Genomic DNA, 23658 nt, shown 5'->3' on the forward strand with positions numbered 1-23658 from the left:
CCAGTCCAACAGAAATATCCTGAAACTTCCACCCTCACTTTAGAACGATAATGCCTATGGCTTGTTGTCTCAGGTCATATTCAAAACGATTGAGAAAGGTTTAGCTCTGCGCAGCTGACTTCGTTGTAGGCTGTTTCACGCTTTCTTCTGGATGCCTTCCATGCTTTCTTCGCGTCAACGCCGGGCCATTCGCTTGGCCGCCCATTTTGTAGCGCCTTATCGTTGGCAGGCGGTGGGTGCCTTGCTGGCCCTGATCGTCACTGCGGGTGTCACCCTTTCGATGGGGCAGGGCATTCGTCTGCTGGTCGACAAAGGCTTCATGACCCAGTCGCCACACTTGCTCAACCAGTCCATCGGTTATTTTCTGCTGCTGGTGCTGGCTTTGTCGGTGGGTACATTTGTGCGCTTCTATCTGGTGTCCTGGATTGGTGAACGGGTGGTGGCTGATATCCGGCGACAGGTGTTCAACCACCTGATCGGCCTGCATCCGGGCTTTTATGAGAACAATCGCAGTTCGGAAATCCAGTCGCGGCTGACCACCGACACCACGCTGCTGCAATCGGTGATCGGGTCGTCCTTGTCCCTGTTCCTGCGCAACAGCCTGATGGTGATAGGTGGTGTGATCCTGCTGTTTATCACCAATCCCAAACTCACCAGCATCGTGGTGGTCGCGCTGCCACTGGTACTGGTGCCGATCCTGTTCTTTGGCCGCCGCGTGCGTACCCTGTCGCGCCAGAGCCAGGATCGTATCGCCGATGTCGGCAGCTACGTGGCCGAAGCCCTGGGCCAGATCAAAACGGTCCAGGCTTACAACCACCAACAGCAGGATCAACAGCGCTTTGCCAGCACCGTCGAAAATGCATTTGCCACCGCCCGCAAACGCATCCTGCAGCGCTCATGGCTGATTACCCTGGTGATCCTGCTGGTGCTGGGGGCGGTCGGCGTGATGCTGTGGGTCGGCGGCATGGACGTGATCGCGGGGCGCATTACCGGCGGCGAGCTGGCGGCATTCGTGTTTTACAGCCTGATCGTCGGCAGTGCCTTTGGCACCCTGAGCGAGGTGATCGGCGAGCTGCAACAGGCTGCGGGAGCAGCTGAGCGAATTGCCGAGCTGCTGCAATCGAAAAGCCTGATCATGGCGCCGAGCAGCGATTTGCTGGTATTGCCCCGGCGGGTGGCCGGTAACTTGCAGCTTGAGAACCTGTACTTTTCTTATCCGTCACGGCCTGAAAGCTATGCCATTGAAGGGCTGAGCCTAACGATCAATGCGGGCGAAACCCTGGCTCTGGTGGGGCCATCGGGGGCAGGCAAGTCGACGTTGTTCGATTTGCTGCTGCGTTTTTACGATCCCCAGGCGGGCCAGGTCCTGCTCGAAGGCCTGCCCATTACCCGGCTGGACCCCCACGACCTGCGCCGTTGCTTTGCACTGGTGGCGCAAACCCCGGCCCTGTTTTTCGGCACCATTGAAGACAACATCCGCTATGGCAATGCCCTGGCTACCGACGCCCAGGTCGAAGCCGCGGCACGGATTGCCCATGCCCACGATTTCATACAGCAAATGCCCGAGGGTTATAAAACCCATCTGGGAGATGGCGGTCTGGGCTTGTCTGGCGGGCAGCGCCAACGGTTGGCCATTGCCCGGGCGCTGCTGGTGGATGCGCCGATTCTGCTACTGGATGAGGCCACCAGTGCCCTCGATGCGCAAAGTGAGCACTTGATCCAGCAAGCCCTGCCGAGCCTGATGCAAGGCCGCACCACGCTGGTCATCGCCCACCGCCTGGCCACCGTACAAAATGCCGACCGGATTGCGGTGATGGATCAGGGCAAGCTGGTGGCGATAGGTACCCACGCGCAATTGATCGCCAGCAACCCGCTGTATGCGCGGCTGGCGGCGTTGCAGTTCAATGTGGATATGGGCACGCAATGACGTGTAGGAGCGAGCTTGCTCGCGAGCTCTTTAAACAGCTCGCGAGCAAGCTCGCTCCTACAGATTTTTAGCGGTATTCACACAGGTAAGCAGTCTCAACCACGACCTTGAGCTGGAACTTGCTGTTGGCCGGTACGTTGAACTGGCTCCCGGTGGCGAAAGTCTGAAACTGCTCGCTGCCTGGCAGTTTGACGCTCAACTCGCCCGATACCACGTGCATGATTTCGCGCTCGGCGGTGCCGAACTCGTATTCACCCGGGGCCATGACGCCAATGGTGGCTTTGCCTTCGGCTTGTGCGAAGGCAATCGACTTGACGGTACCGTCGAAGTATTCGTTGACTTTAAACATGGCGATTCCTCGGAATGGGCTAAAAAGGGCTGGCCAGTATGCAGAAGCCGTTTTATCCCGTCACGCCATTTTATGGCCGCTAAACCTTGAGGATCAGCGGCAACAGGCGGGCAGTGTTACGGGCATCTTCCAGTGCCCGATGCTGCTGCCCGTTGAACTGCATGCCTGCCAGTTGCAGGGCACTGTTAAGCCCCGGCGCACTCTTTAGCTGGCGGGCCTGGGCAAATTGCTGCTTGAGGTTCATGTGTGGCAAACGAGCCAGCGCACTGTCGAGTTTTTTCTGCTGCCATTCCTGCTCCAGCTGCTTGCGGTCGTAGTCACCCCAGCTGGCCCAGCCTTCAAGTTTGGGCAGGTGCTGGCCGAGCCAGCGCTCGAACTGCTCCCAGACCTGCGGCAGCGGAGCCCCGGCATCAATATTGGCCTGGGTGATACGGGTCAGATGACGGCAAAAAGGGGTCAGCAGCGGACGCCGTTGCGGGCGGATAAAGCGCTGGAAGTGGTCCACCTCCCGCCCGGCTCGAGTGACTACACTGGCGCCGATTTCAATGACTTCCATTTCTTCTATCGGCCAGCCGCCATCATCGGTAGTCGCTTCCAGGTCAATAACCAGCCAGTGAGGCATGTGCAGCTTCCTTAAACAGCATCGGCGTTGAGAAGGGGAGCGTAGCTAAAGCAGCGCAAATTTGTAGTGGGCCGGTCCGGCTCTTGCTTGATAACCTGTGCACCCTTAAATTACGCGCACGCATGATGTCAGGTTGTGCGCAGATCAATAAGTTCCAGTGATGGGCTCGACCAGGGGTGCATGGCTTTGAAGTGTTTGCCAGTGTGGATGGTCCATTGTGCAGTGCTGTCCTTGGGCACATTTTTTCTGACACCCGCCTGGGCTGTCCAGGAAGTCAGAGTGGGGGCGGCCCATTTTCCGCCCTATACCGTGCGCCCGGAAATCGGCGTCGATACCGGCCTGTTGCCGCAACTGCTCGACGCCTTGAATCAATTGCAGGGGGACTACCACTTCGTCATCGTCCCTACCTCCAATGCTCGGCGCTACCGTGAGTTCGAGCAGGGGCGCATGGACATGGTGCTATTCGAAAACCCGACCTGGGGCTGGAATACCATTGCGCATAATCCGGTAGACATGGGGCTGGAAGATGTCGAAGTGTTTGTCGCCAAGCGCCAGCCTGGCCGTGGGCAAACCTATTTTGGCGACCTGGCCAACAAGCGGCTCGCGCTCTTTAACGGCTATCACTATGCCTTTGCCGGATTCAATACTTCGCCCAAGGCCCTGACCGAAAAATTCCACGCCAGCCTGACTTACTCCCACGCCAGCAATTTACAGATGGTCCTGCGCGGGCGGGCAGATATCGCGCTGATTACCCGTTCCCATCTCATCGACCTGCTGAACAAGAATCCGCAGATTGAACCAACGGTGCTGGTGTCCGACCGGGTCGACTATATCTACCATCACTACGCGTTATTGAGTCCCCGGGCGCCGATCCAGGGTGCGCAGTTGGCGAAGATGCTGCAGGCGCTGCGTGACAATGGCCAGTTTGCCTCGATCTTCGCGCCTTATAAAATTGCCCAGGTACCCGCGCAAATACCCGGGGCCCAGGCCGTACCCTAGGGGCGCCGGGTATTTGCCGCAGCGAGCTCCTGCAGGTGGGGGTTCTCAGTGTCTGGCAAAGATATCCGGCTGGGTTCCCGACACTTTTCGGCAATGCACCAGCGCATCCCGAATCATGAAGTTCACCAGGGTCGGTGATACTCCCAATTCCTTGGCGATATCTTTTTGCTGCACGCCGTGCAGGCGATACATCTCGAACGCATAACGGGTGCGGCTCGGCAGTTCGGTCAGGGCGACCGCGATGTGCTCCAGCGTCGAAAAATTGATGTGCGAGGTTTCTGGAGACGCGCCGTGAATGACCACATTCAAACCTTCCTCTTCAGTTCCCGAATACTTCTGTTCGAGCGCCTGCTTGCGGTAGTGGTCAATTGCCAGGTTGCGCACGATCTGGAACAAGTAACTCAGTTGCGCCTTGAATGATGAAGTGATCTGCGGCGCAGACTGCAAGCGGAAGAAAGCGTCCTGCACCACATCTTCAGCCCTGGATCGGCAGCCGGTGATACGAGCTGCGATTTTGACCAGGATCAGCCGGTTATCAACGAAGGCTTGGAGTAGGGGTGAGTCGCACCTGCTTGTGGACACTTGTTCCGTCATGGAGATCACCTGTTGCGAGTGAATGAGTGCAGGGCTCGGTAAGCGTCCTACACAGCTCGCAACAAATTAGGCTGAATGATAATTATTGTCAATTGAGAAAGAGAATTAATGGCGCTTGAAATGGAGGATTGAGAGGTTGTTCACATCGCCCGGCGGTGCCTCTAAAACGCCACTATTGGCCGGTCCCATGATCTGTCCGGCACAAACGTTCTCAAGGCAAATCTGCAGGAGCGAGCTTGCTCCTGCAGGCATTTCGGGGTTATTTGGGACCGAGGATTTTCACCAGTTTGTCCGGTGACGGTGCGCCTTGCTGTTGTTGCAGGTTGCCTTGTTCGTCGAGGTAGAAAATCGCCGGGGTGGCCGACACATCGAGGTCAGTCATCAACTGTGCATTGGCATCCAGCTTGGCTTGAACGTCAGCCGGGATCTTGGTCAGGGGCTTGAGCTTGCTGGCCTTGCCGGCTTGCTCATGTTCGTGCAGGGCCTGCTGCGGGTCTTTGGCGGCCAGCAACGCAGCAGATTTTGCCGGGCTGTCTTCGCGGATGATGCCGACCATGATATGGCGCAGCTGTACCTTGCCCGACTCTACCCATGGACGGGCCTGTTCCCAGAACATGTTGCAGTACGGGCAGTTCGGGTCGCTGAACAGGTAAACGATGCGCGGTGCATCTTTCTTGCCGTCGGCAATCCAGTTGCTCTTTTCCATATTGGCCCAGACCTGCTTGGCCATCGGCTCGTACACCAGCTTTTGCAGCGGTGCCAGGCTCAGGTCCTTGCCATCAGCGTCATACAGATTGCCCACCAGCACGTTTTTGCCATCCGGGGTCAAATACAGGGCCATGCCACGGTTCTGGTACTGCGCGGCATAGCCACGCATGCCGCTGGGCGCATCGAAACTGCCAATGATTTTTGCACCTTTGGCTTCAATCTTCTTGATCGGCGCCGGCCACTCTTCAGCGTGCACCAGCGACGATTGCAGCAGGGCGGCGCCCAGCAGGGTGGTTATGCTCAGGTTTAGCAGTTTGCGGTTAAACATTTTTGCAGATTCCTAGCAGGGTCGGCCTGGTGGGCCGACATTGAATTGTTCTGATCGAAGCTTTCCAGCGCACGGGCCAGGCTGGCTTCGGACAGCTCGCCCAGATGACTGCCCAGCAGGCGGCCTTCAGGACTGTAGAACAGGGTAGTGGGCAGGGCCATCGAACCCACTTTTTGTGCCAGTTGGCCGCCGCTGTCGAACAGCACGTTGCTGAGGTTCAGACCTTGGGTTTCAAGGAAGGTGCTGACGCTCTGCATGCTCTCGCCCTGATTGACGAACAGGAAGGTCACGTCCTGGTGTTGATGCTGAGCGTTTTGCAGCACCGGCATTTCCCGGCGGCAAGGCGGACACCAGGTGGCCCACAGGTTGATGACCAGCGGGCCGCCCTGATAACTGCTCAGTTGCACCGATTCGCCACTGGCATTGCGCAACACCAGTTCGGGCATGCGTGTGCCTTGTTCGTAGAGGCTGGACGAGAACGTGGCCAGCAGCCAGAACGCCAGGCCAGTACCCAGCCCCCAGCCCAGAGGGCGCCGCAGCCCCTGGCGGCGCCAGCCCCAGATCACTGCGCCGATCACCACCGCCAATAACCCCGGCCACAACACAAAACCACCGTCGCGCAGGTCGAGAATCTGCAGCAGGTCCTTCTGGAAGTAGCGCCAGTAGCTGATCACAAAGCCGATGCGGGCCACCAGCAAACCCAGCAAGAACAGGCTGAACAACACTGACTCAGGGTTTTCGCCACCGCGTTTGGCCACCCGCCAACCCACCAGCGTCGCCAGGGCGAGGGCCAGTATCAGCAGTAAGTGGTTGATGGCCAGGGCAAATGAACCAATGGTCAGAGTGAGCATTTAGAGGAGTTCCCGAGTGGCATTCCAGTTATTCAAAAAGGTCTCGGCGTTGACTTCGCCGGTGATGCGTTGCCCACGTCGCTCTGCACCGTCGGGGCCGATCCAGATGAAGCTGGGAGGCCCGGGGACTTGATAGCGGCTGAGCAATTCGCGGCTGGCGACATTATCGGCGGTCACATCAAGACGCAACAGGCGCACGCCCTCTAGCGCCTGCATCACCTGAGGCTTGGCAAAGACCTGTTTTTCCATGACCTTGCAGGACACACACCAGTCGGCGTAGTAATCGAACAACACCCATTGCCCTTGTTCCTTGGCACTGGCCAGTTCGCGCTCGAGGCTGGCGGGGTCCTTGATGGTGATGAAGGCATCATGGGCAGTCGTGGCGCTGCTGCCGGCGACTGTTTTGGCGGTATACACCTGCAACGGTTGCCACAGATCGGAACCGCCACCGGCTGCTCCCACCAGTAACAGGCTGCCCCACAGACCGGCCAGCAGACTGAGCGGGCTGAACAGCATTCTGGCGCGCAGGAAGGTCTGCGCCTGTTGCCACAGGCTGCACGCCACCAGAACCAGCAACACGCCCCACAAGCCGACCCACAGGGATTCGTCGAGCACCGGGCGGACCAGCAGCAGGGCCGTGCCCAGGAACAGGAAGCCGAACAGGCCTTTCATCAGGTTCATCCAGGCCCCAGGCTTGGGCAGGAAGCGGCTGCCGACGGTGACCAGCAGCAACAGTGGAACGCCGATGCCGAGCCCCATCACAAACAGCACCAGGCCACCTTGCACGGCATTGCCGCTTTGCGCGATATACAGCAGGGCGCCGGCCAGCGGGGCGGTCATGCACGGGCCGACCAGCAAGCCGGACAGCGCGCCAAGAATGCCCGCACCCAGCAGGCTCCCGCCTTTACGCCCGCGGCCGGCGGTTTCCAGCCGGTCACGCAGCGCTGCGGGCAATTGCAGTTCGAAGAAGCCAAACATTGGCAGCGACAGCACCACGAACAGGGCGGCAAAGCTGCCCAGTAACCAGGGTTGTTGCAGCAGTGATTGCAAGTTGGCGCCCAGCAGTGCGGCCAGCACGCCCAGCCCGGCATATACCAGCGCCATGCTGATGACGTAACTGCCTGCCACTGCAAAGCCGCGTCCGGCGCTGGCGCCGCTGCCCACCACCAGTCCGGCCAGAATCGGCAGCATCGGCAGCGAGCACGGGGTAAAGGCCAGCAACAGGCCCAAACCGAAGAACAGCAGCAAGCTCCAGCCCAGCGAGCTCTGTTGCAAGCTGGCGGCCAGGGACTGGTCCTGAGCCTGGCCTTGCGCTGCAACCGGTGCAGTGCCGCCCAGGTCCACTGTCTGGCTCTGCGGCGGGTAGCACAGGCCGGCATCGGCACAGCCTTGCCAGCTGACTTTGACCTGGCCGCTGGCACCTGCCGGAATCAGCAATTCAAGGCTGTCGCGATAGACCTGGGTCTCGCCAAAAAACTCGTCGCTGTGTTCCTGCCCTTGTGGCAGCGCAGGCTTGTGCGCTTCGTCCAGGCCGTCAAACTTCAAGCGCTTTTGATACAGGTAATAGGTGTCGGCGACCTTCCAGTGCAGGCGGGTTTCGCCGGACGGCATGGCTTCAGAGCTGAACTCGAAGGCTTTATTGGCAGGCAGGAAGTCGGGCTGTGCGAAAGGATCGTCCGTGCCCTTGGCTTGAGCCAGACCGGCGAAACACACCAGCAACAAAGTCATCAACAAACGCATCTTTAAAACCTTAAGCAATCACAAGTGGCGCTACAGTGCTGGCAACCCATTAACTGATTATTAAACGTTGTACAGTCAGTTGGCCCGCCATCGGCCCTTTAACGGCATAATCGGGCCTTAATCCTGTCGCCTTTTAATCGGCCACATTTACGCGGGTATCAGCATGCATGTACTGGTTTGCGAAGATGACGAACTGATCGCCAGCGGCATTGTGGCCGGGCTCACGGCTCAGGGCCTGACGGTGGAGCACGTAGGCACCGCAGCAGCGGCCAGGGCCATGCTCAAAGTGGCGGAGTTCGATGTGATGGTGCTCGACCTCGGCCTGCCGGATGAAGACGGCCTCAAGCTGTTGCAACAGCTGCGTCAGCAAGGCTTCGAGCTGCCGGTACTGGTGCTCACCGCACGGGACTCGGTGACTGACCGGGTCGATGGCCTGCAGGCCGGAGCCGATGATTACCTGCTCAAGCCCTTTGATCTGCGCGAGCTCGCGGCCCGTTTGCACACCCTGTTGCGCCGGGTGGCAGGGCGCAGCGTCAATCTGATCGAGCATGGTCAGCTGAGCTATGACCCCAGCAGCCGCGTGACCCTGCTTGCCGGCCAGCCGGTGGACTTGTCACGTCGGGAGCAGGCGCTGCTGCAAGCCTTGCTGCACAACCGTGGTCGGGTGCTGTCCAGCGAGCAGCTCAAGGACAGCATCTATGGCTTTGGCGACGAACTGGAGAGCAATGCCCTGAACGTACATATCCATCACCTGCGCCGAAAGCTGGGCAATGGCATTGTCGAAACCGTCCGTGGCCTGGGCTATCGCCTGGGCCCGGCCGATGGTGTCGGGCAGCCATGATGAGTATGCGACTGCGTTTGAGCCTGACCATCGGCTCGGCGTTCGTGCTGGTCTGGGCCCTGGCCGCCGCCTGGATGCTCAGCGACCTGCGTCAACAAATGATGTTCTCCCTTGATCAGCGGCTGGTGGCATCGGCGCGGATGGTGGCGGGGTTGCTGGAGCAGCTGCCGCAATTACCGGTCAAAGGCGAGGGCACCCATTTCAGCGCTGAACAACTGACCATCCCGGGTGGCATGGCCTGTCAGGTCAGCTCCCTGCGCGGCGAGATTCTGGCCCGCAGCCACAACAATCCGGACCAGCCGATGCAGTCCGAGGCGGCCGGTTTCCATGATCAGGTAATCGATGGTGCCGTGTGGCGTACTTTCACCCTGGACCGCGGCGATGTACGCATCACCACCGCTGACCGTCAGGTCGAACGCGAAGCGCTGAACCTCTCGGTATTGCTTGCGGCCTCGGTGCCGGTGGGCATGGCGTTGATGGTTTGCCTGCTGTTGTTGTGGCTGGGTATCGGTCAGGGACTGGCGCCTCTCAAGCGCATGCGTGAAGCCTTGATGCGCCGCGATGCCGATTCGTTGCAGCCCTTGCAGATCGAACCGCTGCCCAGTGAACTGAAACCGCTGCTCGACTCCCAGAACCAGCTGTTGTCGCGCATCGCCAAAGCCATCGAGCGCGAGCGTCGCCTCACGGGGGATGCTGCCCATGAACTGCGCAGCCCGTTGACGGCGATCAAGACCCATCTGCAAGTGGCGCGCATGACCGAAGGCGCCGCGCGTGACAAGTCCCTGGCCCACGCTGAAGCCGCCACTGACCGCTTGCATCGAACCCTCGAACAATTGCTGCTGCTGGCGCGGGTGGAGGGCAGTTTGTCGTTCGATGACGGTGTGCTGTGTTCGGCCGAGCAGGTGGCACGCCTGGCCATCCACGATGCCGCGAGCGGGGCGGCCGAGCGCATTGACCTGCAACTGCCAGAAGGGTTGCCGGGCACGGCACTGGAGGTGCCTTCGGTACTGGCCATTGCCGCATTGCGCAACCTGTTGGACAACGCCCTGCGTCACACCCCGGCAGATACCCAGGTCGAACTGCAACTGCGGGTTGAGGGCCGCTCGGTGCATTTTGTGGTGCGCGACCACGGGCCGGGCATCCCCCCGCAAACCCTGCAACACATGACCCAGCGCTTCTGGCGCAATGGCAACAGCAACGGCTGTGGCCTGGGGCTGGCCATCGTGCAGGCGATCGTCGAGCGGTGTGGCGGCGACCTGAACTTCGACAGTCGACCGGACGGGTTGCGGGTTGACCTGCGGATGCCGTTGAAAACCCCTTGAGCTGCCTATGTGAGCTGGCTGCCTGCGATATTGGCACCTCGGACTATCTGAACGTGCCGGTGACCCATCGCTGGCAAGCCAGCTCCCACAGGGTAAGGGGCTGGCTTTTTTTCAAGGGTTTTATTGATCTGAATCTTGTCGCTCAGCGATTTTTCTGGAACGATCCCTCCCTCCAATAAACGCCCGGGACAGCGCTTTAACAGGCGCTTGTGCAGTGTTTCAGACGCTGCCACAGCATGCTCTCAGCCCTTCTTTCAGGCCGATAAACATCGTGTTTATCCGGTTTGCGGACCCCGTAAAAGACCAAGAACTCAAGGTAGAAAAACAATGAAGGATTCAACGCTGAATCACCGACCGGACGGGGAGGAGCCTGAACTCAAACGCAGTCTGTCCAATCGTCATATCCAACTGATCGCCATTGGCGGTGCCATCGGCACCGGCCTGTTCATGGGCTCGGGTAAAACCATCAGCCTGGCCGGCCCCTCGATCATTTTTGTTTATATGATCATCGGCTTCATGCTGTTTTTCGTCATGCGCGCCATGGGCGAACTGCTGCTATCCAACCTCAATTACAAGTCCTTCATTGATTTTTCGGCCGACCTGCTGGGCCCCAGGGCCGGCTATTTCACCGGCTGGACATACTGGTTTTGCTGGATCGTGACAGGCATTGCCGATGTGATTGCGATTTCCGGCTATACCCAGTTCTGGTTCCCGGACATACCGCTGTGGTTACCGGCCATCGCTTGCGTGGCGCTGCTGCTGTCGTTGAATTTGATCACGGTGAAAATGTTCGGTGAACTGGAGTTCTGGTTTGCCATGATCAAGATCGTGGCCATTTGCGCGCTGGTCTGCACCGGCCTGTACATGGTGGTTACCGCTTTCCAGTCGCCGACCGGCAACACCGCCTCGGTGGCCAACCTGTGGAATGACGGCGGCATGTTCCCCCATGGCCTGATGGGCTTTTTTGCCGGGTTTCAGATTGCAGTCTTTGCTTTTGTCGGTATCGAGCTGGTGGGTACAACTGCCGCCGAAACCAAGAACCCTGAACGCAACCTGCCACGGGCGATCAACTCAATTCCGCTGCGCATCATCATGTTTTATGTGTTCGCGCTGATTGCGATCCTGGCCGTTACCCCCTGGCGCGATGTGGTCGCCAACAAAAGCCCCTTCGTCGAACTCTTCATGCTCGCCGGCCTGCCTGCAGCCGCTGGCATCATCAACTTTGTGGTACTGACCTCTGCGGCTTCATCGGCCAACAGCGGGGTGTTCTCCACCAGTCGCATGCTGTTCGGCCTGGCGCTGGAGGGCGAAGCGCCGAGCAAGTTTAAAAATCTTTCCCGACGGGCAGTGCCCTCCAACGGTCTGATCTTTTCCTGCATCTGTTTGCTGGCGGGTGCGCTGGTGATCTATCTGGTGCCGAACCTGATGGACGCGTTCACCTTGATCACCACCGTCTCGGCGACCCTGTTCATGTTTGTCTGGACCATGATCCTGCTGTCCTACCTGGCGTACCGCAAAAAAAGCGATCACCTGCACCAGGCATCGCGCTACAAAATGCCGGGCGGCAAGTTGATGGTCTGGGTTTGCCTGACCTTCTTTGTCTTCATCCTGGTACTGCTGGCCCTTGAGGACGACACCCGGCAGGCGCTGTATATGGTACCGGTATGGTTTGTGGTACTGGGCCTGGCCTACCGCTCAGTACGGCGCAACAAGATGCTGACCCAGGACCGCTAGTCTGTAGTTGTTGTCAGTACTTTCACAATTGCGTCGATGTTGCCTTGCAGTTCCGCCACTGGATCGGCGCCATCGGCGCTGACCACCACCAGTTCACTGCCGCCTTCGGTCACCGCAGCCTGCAACGCTGCGGACGCCGGGCGGTGGTCCAGTACCAGGGCTACGTCATTGTCCTCAAGGGTCTGGCTCAAGGCCTTGAGTGCCTCGGGCGTCCATGGCTCATCGCCTTTGTGGTGTACCTCGACACGCTCCAGGTTGAGCCCGCCAATCAAGTAGTCCAGGCGGTCCGACAAGCTCACCACGCTCAAGTTGTCGGCCCCGGCCAGTCTGGCTTCGCTATCGGCGCTGAGTTTGAGCAGACGCTGTTTGAGGCTCGCCAGATTGGCTTCAATTTGCCCTTTGGCGGACGGCGCCAGGCGCACCAGGTCTGCCGCGATCACGTCAGCCATTCGTCCCATATTGTTACTGGCCAGCCAGGGCTGACTGTTCAGCCCGTCGGGGTGGTTGCCCGGCTGCAGGGCGATGCCTGGCAGGCTGCCATCCACCGGGCGGGCGGCGTCGACCTCAACGATGCGGATATTGCTGCGCCGCGCCATGGGGTAGAGCGGGTCGTCGCTCCACACCGAGCGCAGACCGATCACCGCATCGGCATTGAGCGCCAGCTGGTGCAGGGCCGATGCGCCGCGACCGCTGAAGTAAGCGCTTTGGCGACTGCCGGGCAAGTTGGCCGCCGCCGCCCGTTCCAGGGCGATGTTGCTGTCCTTGACCAGCAGTTGGCCCAGCCCGTAGGTAATCGGCAGGCTGGCGAGGATTCGCAGCGGCGCGCCGCTCGTGTCGGCCGCCTGCAGCGGGGTGCTGAGCAGGCCGGTGATGGCCAGTGCCAGAGTCAGTTTGCGTAGGCTAGACATTTATCCAATATTCCCTTTCAGGCTGGGTACCACGCCACGGGCGATGGCTGCCAGGGCGAAAGCAATACCGGCCACCAGAATGATCGCGGCGCCGGACGGAATGGGCAGGTCGAACACGATGGGCAGCAAGATGCCGCACAAGGTACTGAGGGTTGCGATCAACACCGAAATCCAGAAAAAGCCTTTCAGTGACTGGCTGAGCAAGCGTGCCGCCGCCGCCGGAATCACCAGCAGGGCGCCTACCAGAATGGCCCCGATCACCTTGACCGCCGCGACGGTAATCAGGGTCACAAGAATCACGAACAGATAGTCCAGGGTCTTGACCGCCACCCCGCGCACGGCAGCCAGTTGCGGGTTGAAACTGGCGAGCATGATGCGGTTGTACAGCGTCAGACTCAGGCCAAGAACCAGCGCGCCGACTATGGCCAGCACCAGCAGGTCGTTGCCGTTGACCGTCAATACCGAGCCAAACAACACGTTTTCGAGGATGTGCACGTTGATCTTGCCCGCCAGAATCAGCAGCAGGCTGGCACCCAGTGCCAGGGACACCGAGAGGAACACCCCGATCAGCGTGTCGGGGGCCAGGCCGGTGCGGTTGCGCAGGTAATTGAGTGAAATGCCGAACAGCAGGCAATAGCCGAACAGGCTGCCATAAGGGCCGGTATAGGGTTCGCCGAGCAATATGCCGATGGCCACCCCCGTCAGCGCAGCATGGCCTACGGCTTCGGAGAAAAAGGCGAAACGCTTGACCACCACCAGCGTACCGAGGCCGCCCAGCACCGGGCCGATCAGCAACCCGGCAAGCACGGCGTTGACCACAAAACCGTAGGCCAGAACCTCTGGCAGATACCCGGCCGAAGCCCAGCCCTGAACCATCACACGGAATGCTTCGTAGCTCATCAAAGGGTGCTCCCGCGGGTTGCCGGATGGGTCGAAAACAGGCTCAGCAAGCGCTCCGGGCTGAGGGTTTGTTCCGGTGGGCCATCGAACAGCACCTGGCGATTAAGCCCGGTGACGCGATCGGCCAGACGCTTGACGGCCGCCAGGTCGTGCTCGATCCACAGCACCGTCACCCCGCTGGCGCGCCAGTGCGCCAGCAAGCGTTCAAAGACCTGGGCCCCGGCTTCATCCAGGGCCGACATCGGTTCATCCAGAACCAGCAGTTGCGGGGCCGGAATCAGCCCCTGGGCCAACAACACGCGCTGGCGCTCACCACCGGACAACGCGCCCATGCGCCGCTTGCGCTTGTCCTGCATGCCCACTCGCTCCAGTGCCTCGCCAATGGCCGGAGCGACCTTGGGCGACAGTCCCATAAAGGCCGGGCGCCGCTGGCACATGGCAGCCATAAAGTCGTCGACGGTCATCGGCAAGCCGCGATCAAACTCCAGTGCCTGGGGCACGTAGCCGATCAGCCCCGGCTCACCGGGCCAGTTCAGGCCCAGGCGGCCCTGGTGCGGCATTTGCCCGAGCAGGGTTTTGATCAGTGAGCTTTTGCCACCGCCGTTGGGGCCGACCAGTGCATGCACGCTGGCGGGGCGAATGCTGAAGCTGACGTGGTCGAGGATCAGGGTGCGCCCCAGGGTCAGGGACACTTGATCAAACTCGATTCCGGGCCCGCTGGCGGTAACACTCAGGTGTTCGGCGGCACTCATGCTCCGGCCTCCTGGATGGCCCTGACCACGGTGTCGAGGTTGCCGGTCATTTCTTTTTCGTACTTGTCGGCGCTGTAGTCGCCATAGGAAATATGCGACAGCGGGTACAGCCTGACCCCGGACTCGCGTTGAATGGTGTCGACATAGCTGGACGGGAAATCCATCTCGGAGAAGATCACTTTCACATCCAGCTCCCGCAGTTGATCGATGGTTTTCTTCAGTTGGCTGGGGCTTGGCTCGATGCCGTGCGCCGGTTCGACCACGGCGGTGACTTCAAGGCCGAATTCGCGCAGCAGGTAGTCATAGGCGGCGTGCACCGTGGCCACCCGCAAGTCAGCGTTGGGTGCCTCGGTCAGCTTGGCCAGTGCGTCAGCGCGCATCTGGCGCAGGCGTTTGCCGTAGGCGCGGGCATTGGCGGTGTAGGTTTTGGCGTTGGCCGGGTCGAGCTTGCCCAGTTCGCGGGCGATGTTATTGACCTGGGCAATCGAGGCGCTGATCGAGAGGAAGGTGTGGGGGTTGACCACCTTGCCTGCGCCTCGCGCAGCGTTGCCGGTGGCGGCCAGCAGCGGCACATTCTGGTTGGCTTCGATGACCGCGATCTGGGGTTTTTCGCTGGCTGCAATCATGCGGTCGGCGAAGTCGTCATGCCCCACGCCATTGAGCACAATCACATCCAGTGTGCCGATGCGTTTGATGTCTTCGGCCCGGGGCTCGTAGGCATGGGGGTTGAAACCGGCGGGAATCAGCGGCACCACTTCGGCCTTGTCGCCGACGATATTGGCCACGTAGCTGTAGTAGGGATGCAGGGTGATGCCGATGCGCAGCGGTTTGGCCAGCGGGGCGTCGGCAGCTGCCAGGGGGGTAATGCAAAAGGCCAACAGGCCGGCCAGCAGCAGGCTGCGGCGGCGCAAAACAGATGCAATGGACATGACAAGCCTCAGGTAAAACGGTGGGTTCAGTGCCGATGCTGGCGAGTAACCCCGGCATCGAACTGCGCGATCACTTGCTGCCAGCCGCTGCGGTTCAGGGCGGCATCGCTGAAGTCGGTCGGGGCGCTGGCGCCGGGATTGCGGTTTAGCCACACATCCGGATCGGTGCCTATACGCAGCAAAAACGAGCCCGCCACCCCAGGGTCGGGACTGATGCCCAGATAGGCTTTATCCCCCAGCAATTGCCAGGCGTGGCTGCCCCGGCTGACGGAGCTGGCATCGATGGCAAAGGGCGCAAAGCCTTCTGCGCCCAGTTGCTCGGGTTGTGCCAGGGCGCCGGACTCTTCACTGAGCAGCAGAATCTCGTCCAGGGTCACTCGCAGGTCGGCGTAGATGCCCTGTTCGGCGGCGTTCAGATCCCGCCGCGCATCCAGCTGGTGGGCGGCCACTGCAGTCACTTCCAGGGATTCATGACGCCAGGCCACCACTGAGCCGGCCACGACCAGAATCAGCAGGCACAAGAGCAACACATACAGGGTTTCATGCCCGGCCCCTTCGGGGCGTACGACTTGAGTAGTCATGGGGTCTCGATATCGGCTTGATCGATTTCAACGATGTGCCCGGGTCCCGCGTCGAACAGCACGTAAAACTCGGCATCCGGGCGCTTGAAGGTCATGCTCGAGTCCGGCCCCAGCTTGCCCGGTACCAGGATGGTCTCGTCGTAGCCGATCACATCCAGGGTCACTCCCGGCGCGCCGCTGCCATCGGAAAACCCGCCGGTACAGCGGATTTGCCCGTCTTCGACGCTTTTGCACTCGCACATCGGGTTGTGGGCCAGGGCCTGGCCGCTGAGGCCCAGCAAAGCCAGGAGCCCGGCTGTCATGGCCGGGCGTATGAACAGTCGCGAATTCATTGTTTAGCACCTCGTTGGGCCAGCCAGGCCATGGTTGCCGGGGAAGCCTGACTCAGGGGAATGGATGCCTGATGCATCGAGCCGTCCCACCCTTCAAGGGTGATCCACAGCTCGGCGTCGGCCCTGGTCCGCTCGGGGATCGGCAGCGTGGCGCCCATGCGATACGGCGTACCGAAGAAAATCACCCCGGCGGCCCGCAGGCTGCGCGGCTTGCCAATGCGCAGGTAAGCAGCCTTGACCTGATCGATGGAGCTGTCGCTCAGCGCCGCGTTAAAGCTCTTCATGTAGCCTGCCGGGCCATCGGGGCGCGGGCCTTCATTGCGCAGTTCAGCCAGTTGCAGGCTCCACGGCCCTACCTGCACCGTGCCCACGTCACGCTCGCCCAGGCCGCTGTCACCCCGGAACAGCGACGCATCGGCAAAGTATTTGGGCATAAACCCCAGCGGCACCAACAGCAGCAGGATGTTTATGTGAAAGCGCCATTTGTGCCACAGCCGGCTCAGGGTGGAAGGGGGCTGTGCAGTCACTGTCTTGCTCATGCATTGGCCTCTGCGGGTTGTTTTTTATGGGGGCTGGCGGCCAGGCTTGCTGCCGGGCGCGGGGATTTATGGCTGCGTTTAAGGGCGTTGGCGGTGGCCAGTGCGGTCCGTTTGGTCCAGATCAGCAGGCCGCTCAACACCATCATGCTCAGCACCAGGCCGAAGAAGAACCAGATCAGTTTGACCCACAGGCCGCCGAAGTCGCCGGTGTGCAGCGGCCGCATCGACTCGGTTACCAGTTCCAGGCCGGAGCGGTCGGCGATCATCCGCGAGCCTTCAATCGCGCCGTTGTACGGGTTGATTTCGGCGGTCTGGAACAGCAGCGGATACCAGCCCGGGCCGCCCACTTCAATATGGCCGTAGGCATTGCCCGGCAAGCTGACAAAGCTGGCTTCGAAGCCGGGAATTTTTTCGGCGGCAATCTTCACTGCCTGGTCGAGGCTGATCTGCGGTGCGGGCTGACCGTTGGCCATGATTGGCACATCCTGGCGCGCCACCACGGGGGGGATGCCTTCCGTGGAGATGGAGATCTGGTTATCAAACAGAAAGGCCTGAATCAGAAACCACAGGCCGGTGATGGAAATCACTGCAATAAACCAGATCGACCAGACGCCGCACAGGCGATGGAAGTCGCCCCAGAAAATCCGTGCCCCATGTTTGAAGCGCAGATTGGGTTTGAAAAAACCTTTCCAGAACTTCTTGTAGACCACCAGCCCGGTCACCAGCGATGCCAGCAATGGCAGGCCGAGAAACGACACCAGGTACCAGCCCCAGCTGTAGCCATTGGTAAAGGGCACCAGCCACCAGCCGTGCAGGGCCCGGGTGAATTGTTTGAAGTTGAAACTCGGGCTTTCGCCCTGGATGGCGCCGGTGTACGGGTTGATGTACAGCGAAGGCGAGCGACCGTCCGGGTAGACCACGTCGGCCACCAGTGCGAAATGCGATTCATCGGGACGGCTGATGGACTGCACTGCCAGTTTCGGTTCGGCCTGGTGAATCGCGCTCAGTATCTGCTCGTAAGTGAGCAGCGGCGCATCATCTGACGGTTGGCTGGCGCGGGCTTCAGGGGTGGCCAGCCACACTATCTCCTGGCTGACTACGGCCAGGGTGCCGGTGACACAGACAATCAGGACAAAAAACCAGATGGGCAGGGTTAGCCAACTGTGGACCAGGAACCAGAGCTTTGAACGGGATTTTTTGGACATGGGAAACGACTAACTCGCAGCTGGGCGGGTACTTGATCGCTATTGAGAAGCGATTGCTTATCCATGTAGGACGGATGAGCCGCGGAAAACCCGAACCCCGAGTTGTAATAAATTATTTCTCCGGCCTCTTCCTGTAGCAGCGAGCTTGCTCGCGAGCCGTGTAAATGCCACTGAAGAGCTCGTGAGCAAGCTCGCTCCTACAGGTGTTTGGGGGTTACTCCAGGGAGCGTCCGAGTTTCCAGTACCCCATCAAGGTCAGGCTTTTGCGATCCAGCCCGCATTGATTAATGAAAAACCGCCGGATCGTCATCACTGCTGCCGATTCACCGGCGACCCAGGCATAAAACTCGCTCTGTTTGGCGCTGGCCCGTTCCCACAGGAGCTGGGTGGTCAGGTCGGGCTCTTCGAGTTCGCCCCCGGGTTTTGTTCTGATCAGCGGCAAACTGGCCAGTTCGCGGGCAGCCAGGGTCATGCCGTCGCCGTGCTGCTTGCCGAGGCTGGCGCGGGGCAGCCAGTGGATTTTGGCCTTTGCGCCGCACAACAGGGGCTGGCAGTCCGACTCCTGGGGAACCTCGATAAAGGCTTGCACCTTGGGCGGGTCCGGGTTCAGGGCGAGTTGTTCGAGAATTCCGGTAATCGCCGGCAAGGCGGTTTCGTCGCCGATCAACAGCACTTGGCGCACGCCTTCTGGGGGCTGCCATTCATAACCGCCGGGGTCGGCGGCATAGGCTCCATTGGGAGCAACGATTTGCAGGCGGTCGCCGGGTGTTGCATGGGTGGCCCAGCGCGAGGCGGGACCGGTTTCGCCGTGCAGGACGAAGTCGATGTCCAGCTCGCAGGTTTCCGGGCGCAGATTGCGAATGGTGTAGGTGCGCATTGGTGTAGCGCACTGCGCACTCGCTTGGCGCCGTGCGGCTTGCCAGTCGCCATGTCTGGGCAGGTTGGGGGGCGTGCCATTGGCGCTCGGGAAAAACAGCTTGACCCGTTGATCCGGCCCCAGCGTGCGCATCAACCCCACATCGCTGCCGCTGAACACAAAGCGCTTGAGCGAAGGGCTCAAGGCAATGCTGTACTTGAGCCGGATATCGAACAGCTGGTAACCGGCGGGTTTACTGAGTCGTTTACGCAGGGATTGCACCAGCGTGGTGGAAACGGACATGGCAGCGCCTAAATAAACAGGAGTCATTAGATAGAACGACCCGTGTTGCGCTCAATTTAAAGGCTGATATCGAGTGGCCTGCATCGCAGACTGGCCAGCGATGCAGGAGGGCTGTTCAAGCCCCGAAGCTGAGCTGCGCGATCAGCCAGATATTGGCGCAACTGATCACGGCAAACAGGAACCAGGCCAGCAGCCGGGTCGGCAGGCGGTTGGTGAACGGCCCCATGAGTTTCTCGTCGCCGGTCATGCGGATCAGCGGGTACAGGGCAAACGGCAATTGCAGGCTGAGTACCACCTGGCTGAGGATCAGCAGTTTGCCAACGGCGTCGTCCCCCATCAGCCAGACCCCGAGAAATGCCGGGATCAGTGCCAGGCCACGGGTGATCAAACGGCGCTGCCAGCAGGGAATCCGCAAGTCCAGATACCCTTCCATGATGACCTGGCCGGCGATGGTGCCGGTGAAGGTCGAGCTTTGCCCGGAGGCCAGCAGTGCCACGCCGAACAGGACACTGGCCATGGCGCCGCCCACCAGTGGGTCGAGCATGCGGTAGGCGTCCTGGATCTCGACCACGTCGCTGTGGCCGGTTTGGTGAAAGGCCGCTGCGGCCAGGATCAGAATCGCGGCGTTGACCAGCAGCGCCAGGGCCAGTGAGCCGATGGTGTCGATGCGCGACAGGCGCACGGCGTCCAGTTTGCTGGCGTAATCGGTGCCCGTCAGGCGGGTCTGCACGATGGAACTGTGCAGGTACAGGTTGTGCGGCATGACGGTGGCGCCAATGATGCCGATCGCAATGTACAGCGGTGCCGCCTCGCTGATCGCTGACAGGGACGGTTTGAAACCTTCGAAAACGTCCGGCCAGTAAGGTTTGATCAGCAGCAGTTCGACAAAAAAGCACATGCCTATGGTCAGCACCAATGCCAGCATGATCGCTTCCAGGCGGCGGAAGCCTTTGCCTTGCAGGGCCAGGATCAACAGGGTGTCGAAGGCGGTGAGGGCGATGCCGAAGGTCATCGAACAGCCCAGCAGTAAATGGAAGGCCAGTGCACAGCCGAGCACTTCGGCCAGATCGGTGGCGATGATTGAAATTTCTGCCAGTACCCACTGGGCCCGTGCCGAGCGCTTGCTATAGCGCTCGCGGCACAGTTGCGCCAGGTCGCGGCCGGTGGCGATGCCCAGCCGTGAACACAGGCACTGCACCGCCATGCCTGCAAGGCTGGCCAGCAGGACCACGAACAGCAAGTTGTAGCCGTAACGCGAGCCCGCCTCGATGGCGGTGGCCCAGTTGCCCGGGTCCATGTAGCCAATGCTGATCAGCAGCCCGGGGCCGGCAAAGCGCAATGCGCGTTTCCAGAATGGCGCCCTGGCATCCACGGGAACGCTGCCGCTGACCTCGGGAGGGCAGAAGGGCGCAGTGGCGATTTTCGGCAGGCTGAATTTCAAGCGCGGGCTCCGCTGTCATGGTCAAAGAGGCGCGGGCAAGCCCACGGGCGTCAGTACCGGTTGCCCGGAAAAAAATGCCACCAGGTTGTTAACGACCATCTGCACTGTGCCTTTAGCCGCTTCTGGCGATTGACCGCCCATGTGCGGGGTCATCACCACATTGCCCAAGGTCTTGAACGCATCCGGGACCTGGGGTTCGTGATCGAATACATCGAGCCCGGCCCCGGCAATTTGGCCGCTGCTCAGCGCAGCGATCAGGGCATCGGTGTCTACGACACTGGCGCGGGAAATATTGATCAGGTAGCCGTCGGGTCCCAGGGCATCGAGCACCGGGCCGTTGACCAGATGCCGAGTGTCGCTGCCGCCCGGAGTGGCCACTATCAGGAAGTCCACGGCGCCGGCCAGTTCGGTCAGGCTGGCGCACCAGGTGTAGGGTGTGTCGGGGCGGGGCTGGCGGTTGTGGTAGCTGACACTCATGTCAAAACCGTTGGCGGCGCGTTTGGCGATGGCTTGCCCTACGGCGCCCAGCCCCAGGATGCCCATGCGCTTGCCGGCGAGGGACGGCAAGCGCAGTTTGTTCCATTCGCCACGACGGATGCCGGCATCGGCCTGGGGGATGCCGCGTACCAGTGACAGCAGGAGCGCCATGGCATGGTCGGCCACCGACGAGGCGTTGGCCCCGGCGCCGTTGGTCACGGTGATTCCCCGGTTACTGGCAGCCTGCAAGTCCACTTGCTCATAGCCGGCGCCGATCACGCAGATGATCTTGAGCAAGGGCAGGGCGGCCATCTCTTCGCCAGACAAGCCCAGGGGGCCGCGGGTCAGCACTGCGTCGATGCGTGCCCCATGGCTGGCAATGGCTTCGGCGCGGCTGAGGGGAGTGGGGGCAAGGATCAGCTCAAAACCTTCGCTTTCGAGCAATGGCAGGTAATCGTTAACCGTTTCAACCAGCACCAGTACTACTCGGGACATTGGGCGTCTCCAGTCAGGGGGATCGAGGATGGGCCGAGATTAGCACCCCTGCCGGTGGGGTTTCCCCGTATCAATTCGATACAAAGGCTCTATTCGCGCTTTTTTCCGCCCTGTGGCGTCACCGGTCAGTCCCGCGCTGGAGCCGGGCAGGGTCGGCCTGTTACCATTCGCCCTTTGTTTTATCTCTACTTCGAGACCGCCCATGACCACCGTTCGCACGCGCATTGCGCCATCGCCTACCGGCGACCCCCACGTCGGCACCGCTTACATCGCTTTGTTCAACTACTGCTTTGCCAAGCAGCATGGCGGCGAGTTCATCCTGCGGATCGAAGATACCGACCAGTTGCGTTCGACCCGCGAGTCCGAGCAGCAGATCTACGACGCCTTGCGCTGGCTGGGTATCACCTGGAGCGAAGGCCCGGATGTTGGCGGCCCCCACGGTCCTTACCGGCAGAGCGAGCGCAGCGAGATCTACCAGAAGTACACCCAGCAGCTGGTGGACATGGGGCACGCATTTCCGTGCTTCTGCACCAGCGAAGAACTGGACCAGATGCGCGCCGAGCAAATGGCCAAGGGTGAAACCCCGCGCTACGACGGTCGTGCGTTGCTGTTGTCCAAAGAAGAAGTGGCCAGCCGCCTGGCTGCCGGCGAACCCCATGTAATCCGCATGAAGGTGCCGACTGAAGGTGTATGCGTGGTTCCGGACCTGCTGCGCGGTGACGTCGAGATCCCGTGGGATCGCATGGACATGCAAGTACTGATGAAGACCGACGGTCTGCCGACGTACTTCCTGGCCAACGTGGTGGATGACCACCTGATGGGCATCACCCACGTGCTGCGTGGTGAAGAATGGCTGCCGTCGGCTCCCAAGCTGATCCTGCTGTACGAGTACTTTGGCTGGGAGCAACCGCAGTTGTGCTACATGCCGCTGCTGCGTAACCCGGACAAGAGCAAGCTGTCCAAGCGCAAGAACCCGACTTCGGTGACGTTCTACGAGCGCATGGGTTTCATGCCTGAAGCGATGCTCAACTATCTGGGCCGTATGGGCTGGTCGATGCCGGACGAGCGCGAGAAGTTTTCGCTGCAGGAAATGGTCGATAACTTCGATCTGTCCCGGGTCTCGCTGGGCGGGCCGATCTTCGATGTCGAGAAGCTGTCCTGGCTCAACGGTCAGTGGTTGCGCGATCTGCCGCTGGAAGAGTTTGCCAGCCGCGTTCAGCAATGGGCGTTGAATCCTGAGTACATGATGAAGATCGCGCCGCTGGTGCAGGGTCGTGTTGAAACCTTCAGCCAGATCGCACCATTGGCCGGGTTCTTCTTCGCCGGTGGCCTGCAGCTGGATGCCAAGCTGTTTGAGCACAAGAAGCTGTCCAACGAACAAGTGCGCCAGTTGATGCAATTGATTCTGTGGAAGCTCGAAAGCCTGCGTCAGTGGGAAAAAGACCCGATTACCGGCTGTATTCAAGCGGTGGTCGAGTCTCTGGGGCTGAAGCTGCGCGATGCGATGCCGCTGATGTTCGCTTCGATCACTGGCCAGGCCAGCTCGGTGTCGGTACTGGATGCCATGGAGATCCTGGGACCGGACCTGACCCGTTTCCGTCTGCGCCAGGCGCTGGATCTGCTGGGCGGCGTGTCGAAGAAAGAAAACAAAGAGTGGGAAAAGCTGTTTAACGCGATTGGCTGATCCTGGGTTATCTGTGGTGGCTGCCGCAGGCTGCGACGGGTTGCGCAGCAGCCTCCGGTGCTGTGGTGGTCCTGCTGACCCACCGCAGCCTGGGGCAGCGACTACAAGTTTTACTCTCAGGAGCCGTGTTTTCGGGGGTAGAAGGGTAAGTGGTTGTTCTCACGGCAAATTTTTTTAAAAAAGTTTGAAAATAAGTTTGACAGCCTACCCATCCAGTCTTAATATGCGCCCCGTCCACACA

Annotated in this window: 23 protein-coding genes; 6 read left to right on the forward strand and 17 right to left on the reverse strand. The window is 60.5% G+C overall.

Annotated elements, in window-relative coordinates:
• Nucleotides 1–151: 151 nt before the first annotated feature.
• Entirely contained in the window at nucleotides 152–1927 is a 1776-nt protein-coding gene (locus tag EQV90_RS15910) for an ABC transporter transmembrane domain-containing protein (protein WP_165439657.1), read from the forward strand.
• A gap of 67 nt (nucleotides 1928–1994) precedes the next feature.
• Here the strand turns inward: EQV90_RS15910 and EQV90_RS15915 are convergent, their stop codons facing one another.
• Complete coding sequence (locus tag EQV90_RS15915; RefSeq protein WP_003447243.1) at nucleotides 1995–2276, reverse strand: pyrimidine/purine nucleoside phosphorylase; 282 nt, start codon at nucleotides 2274–2276, stop codon at nucleotides 1995–1997.
• A 79-nt stretch (nucleotides 2277–2355) separates the two neighbouring features.
• Entirely contained in the window at nucleotides 2356–2898 is a 543-nt protein-coding gene (locus tag EQV90_RS15920) for an exonuclease domain-containing protein (RefSeq protein WP_003447245.1), read from the reverse strand.
• Nucleotides 2899–3105: 207 nt separating this feature from the next.
• Between EQV90_RS15920 and EQV90_RS15925 the strand changes: the two genes are divergently transcribed.
• Entirely contained in the window at nucleotides 3106–3897 is a 792-nt protein-coding gene (locus EQV90_RS15925) for a transporter substrate-binding domain-containing protein (RefSeq protein ID WP_177412949.1), read from the forward strand.
• Nucleotides 3898–3942: 45 nt separating this feature from the next.
• Here EQV90_RS15925 and EQV90_RS15930 read toward each other — a convergent pair whose 3' ends face one another.
• The 4 genes from EQV90_RS15930 to dsbD all read right to left on the reverse strand — a co-directional run bounded on the left by EQV90_RS15930 (nucleotide 3943) and on the right by dsbD (nucleotide 8118).
• Nucleotides 3943–4491: an RNA polymerase factor sigma-70 gene (locus EQV90_RS15930; protein ID WP_003447249.1), complete on the reverse strand. Its 549-nt coding sequence runs from the start codon at nucleotides 4489–4491 to the stop codon at nucleotides 3943–3945.
• Nucleotides 4492–4750: 259 nt separating this feature from the next.
• A complete protein-coding gene (gene dsbG / locus EQV90_RS15935) occupies nucleotides 4751–5527 on the reverse strand; it encodes a thiol:disulfide interchange protein DsbG (protein WP_003447252.1) in 777 nt (258 codons plus the stop codon).
• Nucleotides 5506–6378: a TlpA disulfide reductase family protein gene (locus EQV90_RS15940; protein WP_003447255.1), complete on the reverse strand. Its 873-nt coding sequence runs from the start codon at nucleotides 6376–6378 to the stop codon at nucleotides 5506–5508. Before EQV90_RS15940 ends, dsbG begins: the two co-directional genes overlap by 22 nt.
• A complete protein-coding gene (dsbD, locus tag EQV90_RS15945; RefSeq protein WP_003447258.1) occupies nucleotides 6379–8118 on the reverse strand; it encodes a protein-disulfide reductase DsbD in 1740 nt (579 codons plus the stop codon).
• A 163-nt stretch (nucleotides 8119–8281) separates the two neighbouring features.
• Between dsbD and EQV90_RS15950 the strand changes: the two genes are divergently transcribed.
• The 3 genes from EQV90_RS15950 to cycA all read left to right on the forward strand — a co-directional run bounded on the left by EQV90_RS15950 (nucleotide 8282) and on the right by cycA (nucleotide 12015).
• Nucleotides 8282–8959: a response regulator gene (locus EQV90_RS15950; protein WP_003447260.1), complete on the forward strand. Its 678-nt coding sequence runs from the start codon at nucleotides 8282–8284 to the stop codon at nucleotides 8957–8959.
• Nucleotides 8956–10281 carry an ATP-binding protein gene (locus tag EQV90_RS15955; protein ID WP_029612472.1) on the forward strand — a complete coding sequence of 442 codons (1326 nt, stop codon included), beginning with the start codon at nucleotides 8956–8958 and terminating at the stop codon, nucleotides 10279–10281. The genes EQV90_RS15950 and EQV90_RS15955 overlap by 4 nt, the downstream gene beginning before the upstream one ends.
• Before the next feature lie 327 nt (nucleotides 10282–10608).
• Nucleotides 10609–12015: a D-serine/D-alanine/glycine transporter gene (cycA, locus tag EQV90_RS15960; RefSeq protein WP_003447275.1), complete on the forward strand. Its 1407-nt coding sequence runs from the start codon at nucleotides 10609–10611 to the stop codon at nucleotides 12013–12015.
• Here cycA and EQV90_RS15965 read toward each other — a convergent pair.
• From EQV90_RS15965 to EQV90_RS16015, 11 genes are all read right to left on the reverse strand, one after another.
• Nucleotides 12012–12923, reverse strand: coding sequence for a zinc ABC transporter substrate-binding protein (locus EQV90_RS15965; RefSeq protein WP_010656153.1), 912 nt, complete (start codon nucleotides 12921–12923; stop codon nucleotides 12012–12014). The two genes, cycA and EQV90_RS15965, sit on opposite strands and share 4 nt — an antisense overlap.
• Nucleotides 12924–13823 (reverse strand): metal ABC transporter permease, encoded by a 900-nt coding sequence (locus EQV90_RS15970; RefSeq protein ID WP_003447279.1) that lies wholly within the window; start codon nucleotides 13821–13823, stop codon nucleotides 12924–12926.
• On the reverse strand, nucleotides 13823–14575 hold the full coding sequence (locus EQV90_RS15975; RefSeq protein WP_003447281.1) for a metal ABC transporter ATP-binding protein: 753 nt from the start codon (nucleotides 14573–14575) through the stop codon (nucleotides 13823–13825). Before EQV90_RS15975 ends, EQV90_RS15970 begins: the two co-directional genes overlap by 1 nt.
• Nucleotides 14572–15504, reverse strand: a complete 933-nt coding sequence (locus EQV90_RS15980; RefSeq protein WP_003447296.1) for a metal ABC transporter substrate-binding protein — start codon at nucleotides 15502–15504, stop codon at nucleotides 14572–14574. The genes EQV90_RS15975 and EQV90_RS15980 overlap by 4 nt, the downstream gene beginning before the upstream one ends.
• Nucleotides 15505–15530: 26 nt before the next feature.
• Nucleotides 15531–16085 (reverse strand): DUF6162 family protein, encoded by a 555-nt coding sequence (locus EQV90_RS15985; RefSeq protein WP_010656150.1) that lies wholly within the window; start codon nucleotides 16083–16085, stop codon nucleotides 15531–15533.
• Entirely contained in the window at nucleotides 16082–16417 is a 336-nt protein-coding gene (locus EQV90_RS15990; protein WP_003447300.1) for a hypothetical protein, read from the reverse strand. Before EQV90_RS15990 ends, EQV90_RS15985 begins: the two co-directional genes overlap by 4 nt.
• Entirely contained in the window at nucleotides 16414–16956 is a 543-nt protein-coding gene (locus EQV90_RS15995; protein ID WP_003447302.1) for a hypothetical protein, read from the reverse strand. Before EQV90_RS15995 ends, EQV90_RS15990 begins: the two co-directional genes overlap by 4 nt.
• Nucleotides 16953–18161, reverse strand: coding sequence for a PepSY domain-containing protein (locus tag EQV90_RS16000; protein ID WP_003447303.1), 1209 nt, complete (start codon nucleotides 18159–18161; stop codon nucleotides 16953–16955). Before EQV90_RS16000 ends, EQV90_RS15995 begins: the two co-directional genes overlap by 4 nt.
• Before the next feature lie 214 nt (nucleotides 18162–18375).
• Nucleotides 18376–19320 carry a siderophore-interacting protein gene (locus EQV90_RS16005; RefSeq protein WP_240878393.1) on the reverse strand — a complete coding sequence of 315 codons (945 nt, stop codon included), beginning with the start codon at nucleotides 19318–19320 and terminating at the stop codon, nucleotides 18376–18378.
• 115 nt (nucleotides 19321–19435) lie between these two features.
• Nucleotides 19436–20761, reverse strand: a complete 1326-nt coding sequence (locus EQV90_RS16010) for an Nramp family divalent metal transporter (RefSeq protein ID WP_003447307.1) — start codon at nucleotides 20759–20761, stop codon at nucleotides 19436–19438.
• 21 nt (nucleotides 20762–20782) lie between these two features.
• Complete coding sequence (locus tag EQV90_RS16015; RefSeq protein ID WP_003447308.1) at nucleotides 20783–21733, reverse strand: 2-hydroxyacid dehydrogenase; 951 nt, start codon at nucleotides 21731–21733, stop codon at nucleotides 20783–20785.
• Between the two features lie 202 nt (nucleotides 21734–21935).
• Between EQV90_RS16015 and gltX the strand changes: the two genes are divergently transcribed.
• Nucleotides 21936–23417, forward strand: a complete 1482-nt coding sequence (gltX, locus tag EQV90_RS16020) for a glutamate--tRNA ligase (RefSeq protein WP_003447309.1) — start codon at nucleotides 21936–21938, stop codon at nucleotides 23415–23417.
• Nucleotides 23418–23658: the final 241 nt, after the last annotated feature.

It is taken from the genome of Pseudomonas sp. TMW22089 (genome assembly GCF_022496645.1).
Lineage (GTDB): Bacteria > Pseudomonadota > Gammaproteobacteria > Pseudomonadales > Pseudomonadaceae > Aquipseudomonas > Aquipseudomonas paraversuta.

What these genes read in the sequence shown, in the direction of transcription:
- EQV90_RS16015 (WP_003447308.1), bottom strand. Translation starts at nt 21,733, where the DNA reads ATGTCCCGAGTAGTACTGGTGCTGGTTGAAACGGTTAACGATTACCTG.
- dsbD (WP_003447258.1), bottom strand. Translation starts at nt 8,118, where the DNA reads ATGCGTTTGTTGATGACTTTGTTGCTGGTGTGTTTCGCCGGTCTGGCT.
- EQV90_RS15995 (WP_003447302.1), bottom strand. Translation starts at nt 16,956, where the DNA reads ATGAGCAAGACAGTGACTGCACAGCCCCCTTCCACCCTGAGCCGGCTG.
- EQV90_RS15985 (WP_010656150.1), bottom strand. Translation starts at nt 16,085, where the DNA reads ATGACTACTCAAGTCGTACGCCCCGAAGGGGCCGGGCATGAAACCCTG.
- EQV90_RS15955 (WP_029612472.1), top strand. Translation starts at nt 8,956, where the DNA reads ATGATGAGTATGCGACTGCGTTTGAGCCTGACCATCGGCTCGGCGTTC.
- EQV90_RS15940 (WP_003447255.1), bottom strand. Translation starts at nt 6,378, where the DNA reads ATGCTCACTCTGACCATTGGTTCATTTGCCCTGGCCATCAACCACTTA.
- EQV90_RS15975 (WP_003447281.1), bottom strand. Translation starts at nt 14,575, where the DNA reads ATGAGTGCCGCCGAACACCTGAGTGTTACCGCCAGCGGGCCCGGAATC.
- cycA (WP_003447275.1), top strand. Translation starts at nt 10,609, where the DNA reads ATGAAGGATTCAACGCTGAATCACCGACCGGACGGGGAGGAGCCTGAA.
- EQV90_RS16000 (WP_003447303.1), bottom strand. Translation starts at nt 18,161, where the DNA reads ATGTCCAAAAAATCCCGTTCAAAGCTCTGGTTCCTGGTCCACAGTTGG.
- EQV90_RS15950 (WP_003447260.1), top strand. Translation starts at nt 8,282, where the DNA reads ATGCATGTACTGGTTTGCGAAGATGACGAACTGATCGCCAGCGGCATT.
- dsbG (WP_003447252.1), bottom strand. Translation starts at nt 5,527, where the DNA reads ATGTTTAACCGCAAACTGCTAAACCTGAGCATAACCACCCTGCTGGGC.
- EQV90_RS15910 (WP_165439657.1), top strand. Translation starts at nt 152, where the DNA reads ATGCCTTCCATGCTTTCTTCGCGTCAACGCCGGGCCATTCGCTTGGCC.
- EQV90_RS16005 (WP_240878393.1), bottom strand. Translation starts at nt 19,320, where the DNA reads ATGTCCGTTTCCACCACGCTGGTGCAATCCCTGCGTAAACGACTCAGT.
- gltX (WP_003447309.1), top strand. Translation starts at nt 21,936, where the DNA reads ATGACCACCGTTCGCACGCGCATTGCGCCATCGCCTACCGGCGACCCC.
- EQV90_RS15970 (WP_003447279.1), bottom strand. Translation starts at nt 13,823, where the DNA reads ATGAGCTACGAAGCATTCCGTGTGATGGTTCAGGGCTGGGCTTCGGCC.
- EQV90_RS15915 (WP_003447243.1), bottom strand. Translation starts at nt 2,276, where the DNA reads ATGTTTAAAGTCAACGAATACTTCGACGGTACCGTCAAGTCGATTGCC.
- EQV90_RS15980 (WP_003447296.1), bottom strand. Translation starts at nt 15,504, where the DNA reads ATGTCCATTGCATCTGTTTTGCGCCGCCGCAGCCTGCTGCTGGCCGGC.
- EQV90_RS15925 (WP_177412949.1), top strand. Translation starts at nt 3,106, where the DNA reads ATGGTCCATTGTGCAGTGCTGTCCTTGGGCACATTTTTTCTGACACCC.
- EQV90_RS15930 (WP_003447249.1), bottom strand. Translation starts at nt 4,491, where the DNA reads ATGACGGAACAAGTGTCCACAAGCAGGTGCGACTCACCCCTACTCCAA.
- EQV90_RS15965 (WP_010656153.1), bottom strand. Translation starts at nt 12,923, where the DNA reads ATGTCTAGCCTACGCAAACTGACTCTGGCACTGGCCATCACCGGCCTG.
- EQV90_RS15920 (WP_003447245.1), bottom strand. Translation starts at nt 2,898, where the DNA reads ATGCCTCACTGGCTGGTTATTGACCTGGAAGCGACTACCGATGATGGC.
- EQV90_RS15990 (WP_003447300.1), bottom strand. Translation starts at nt 16,417, where the DNA reads ATGAATTCGCGACTGTTCATACGCCCGGCCATGACAGCCGGGCTCCTG.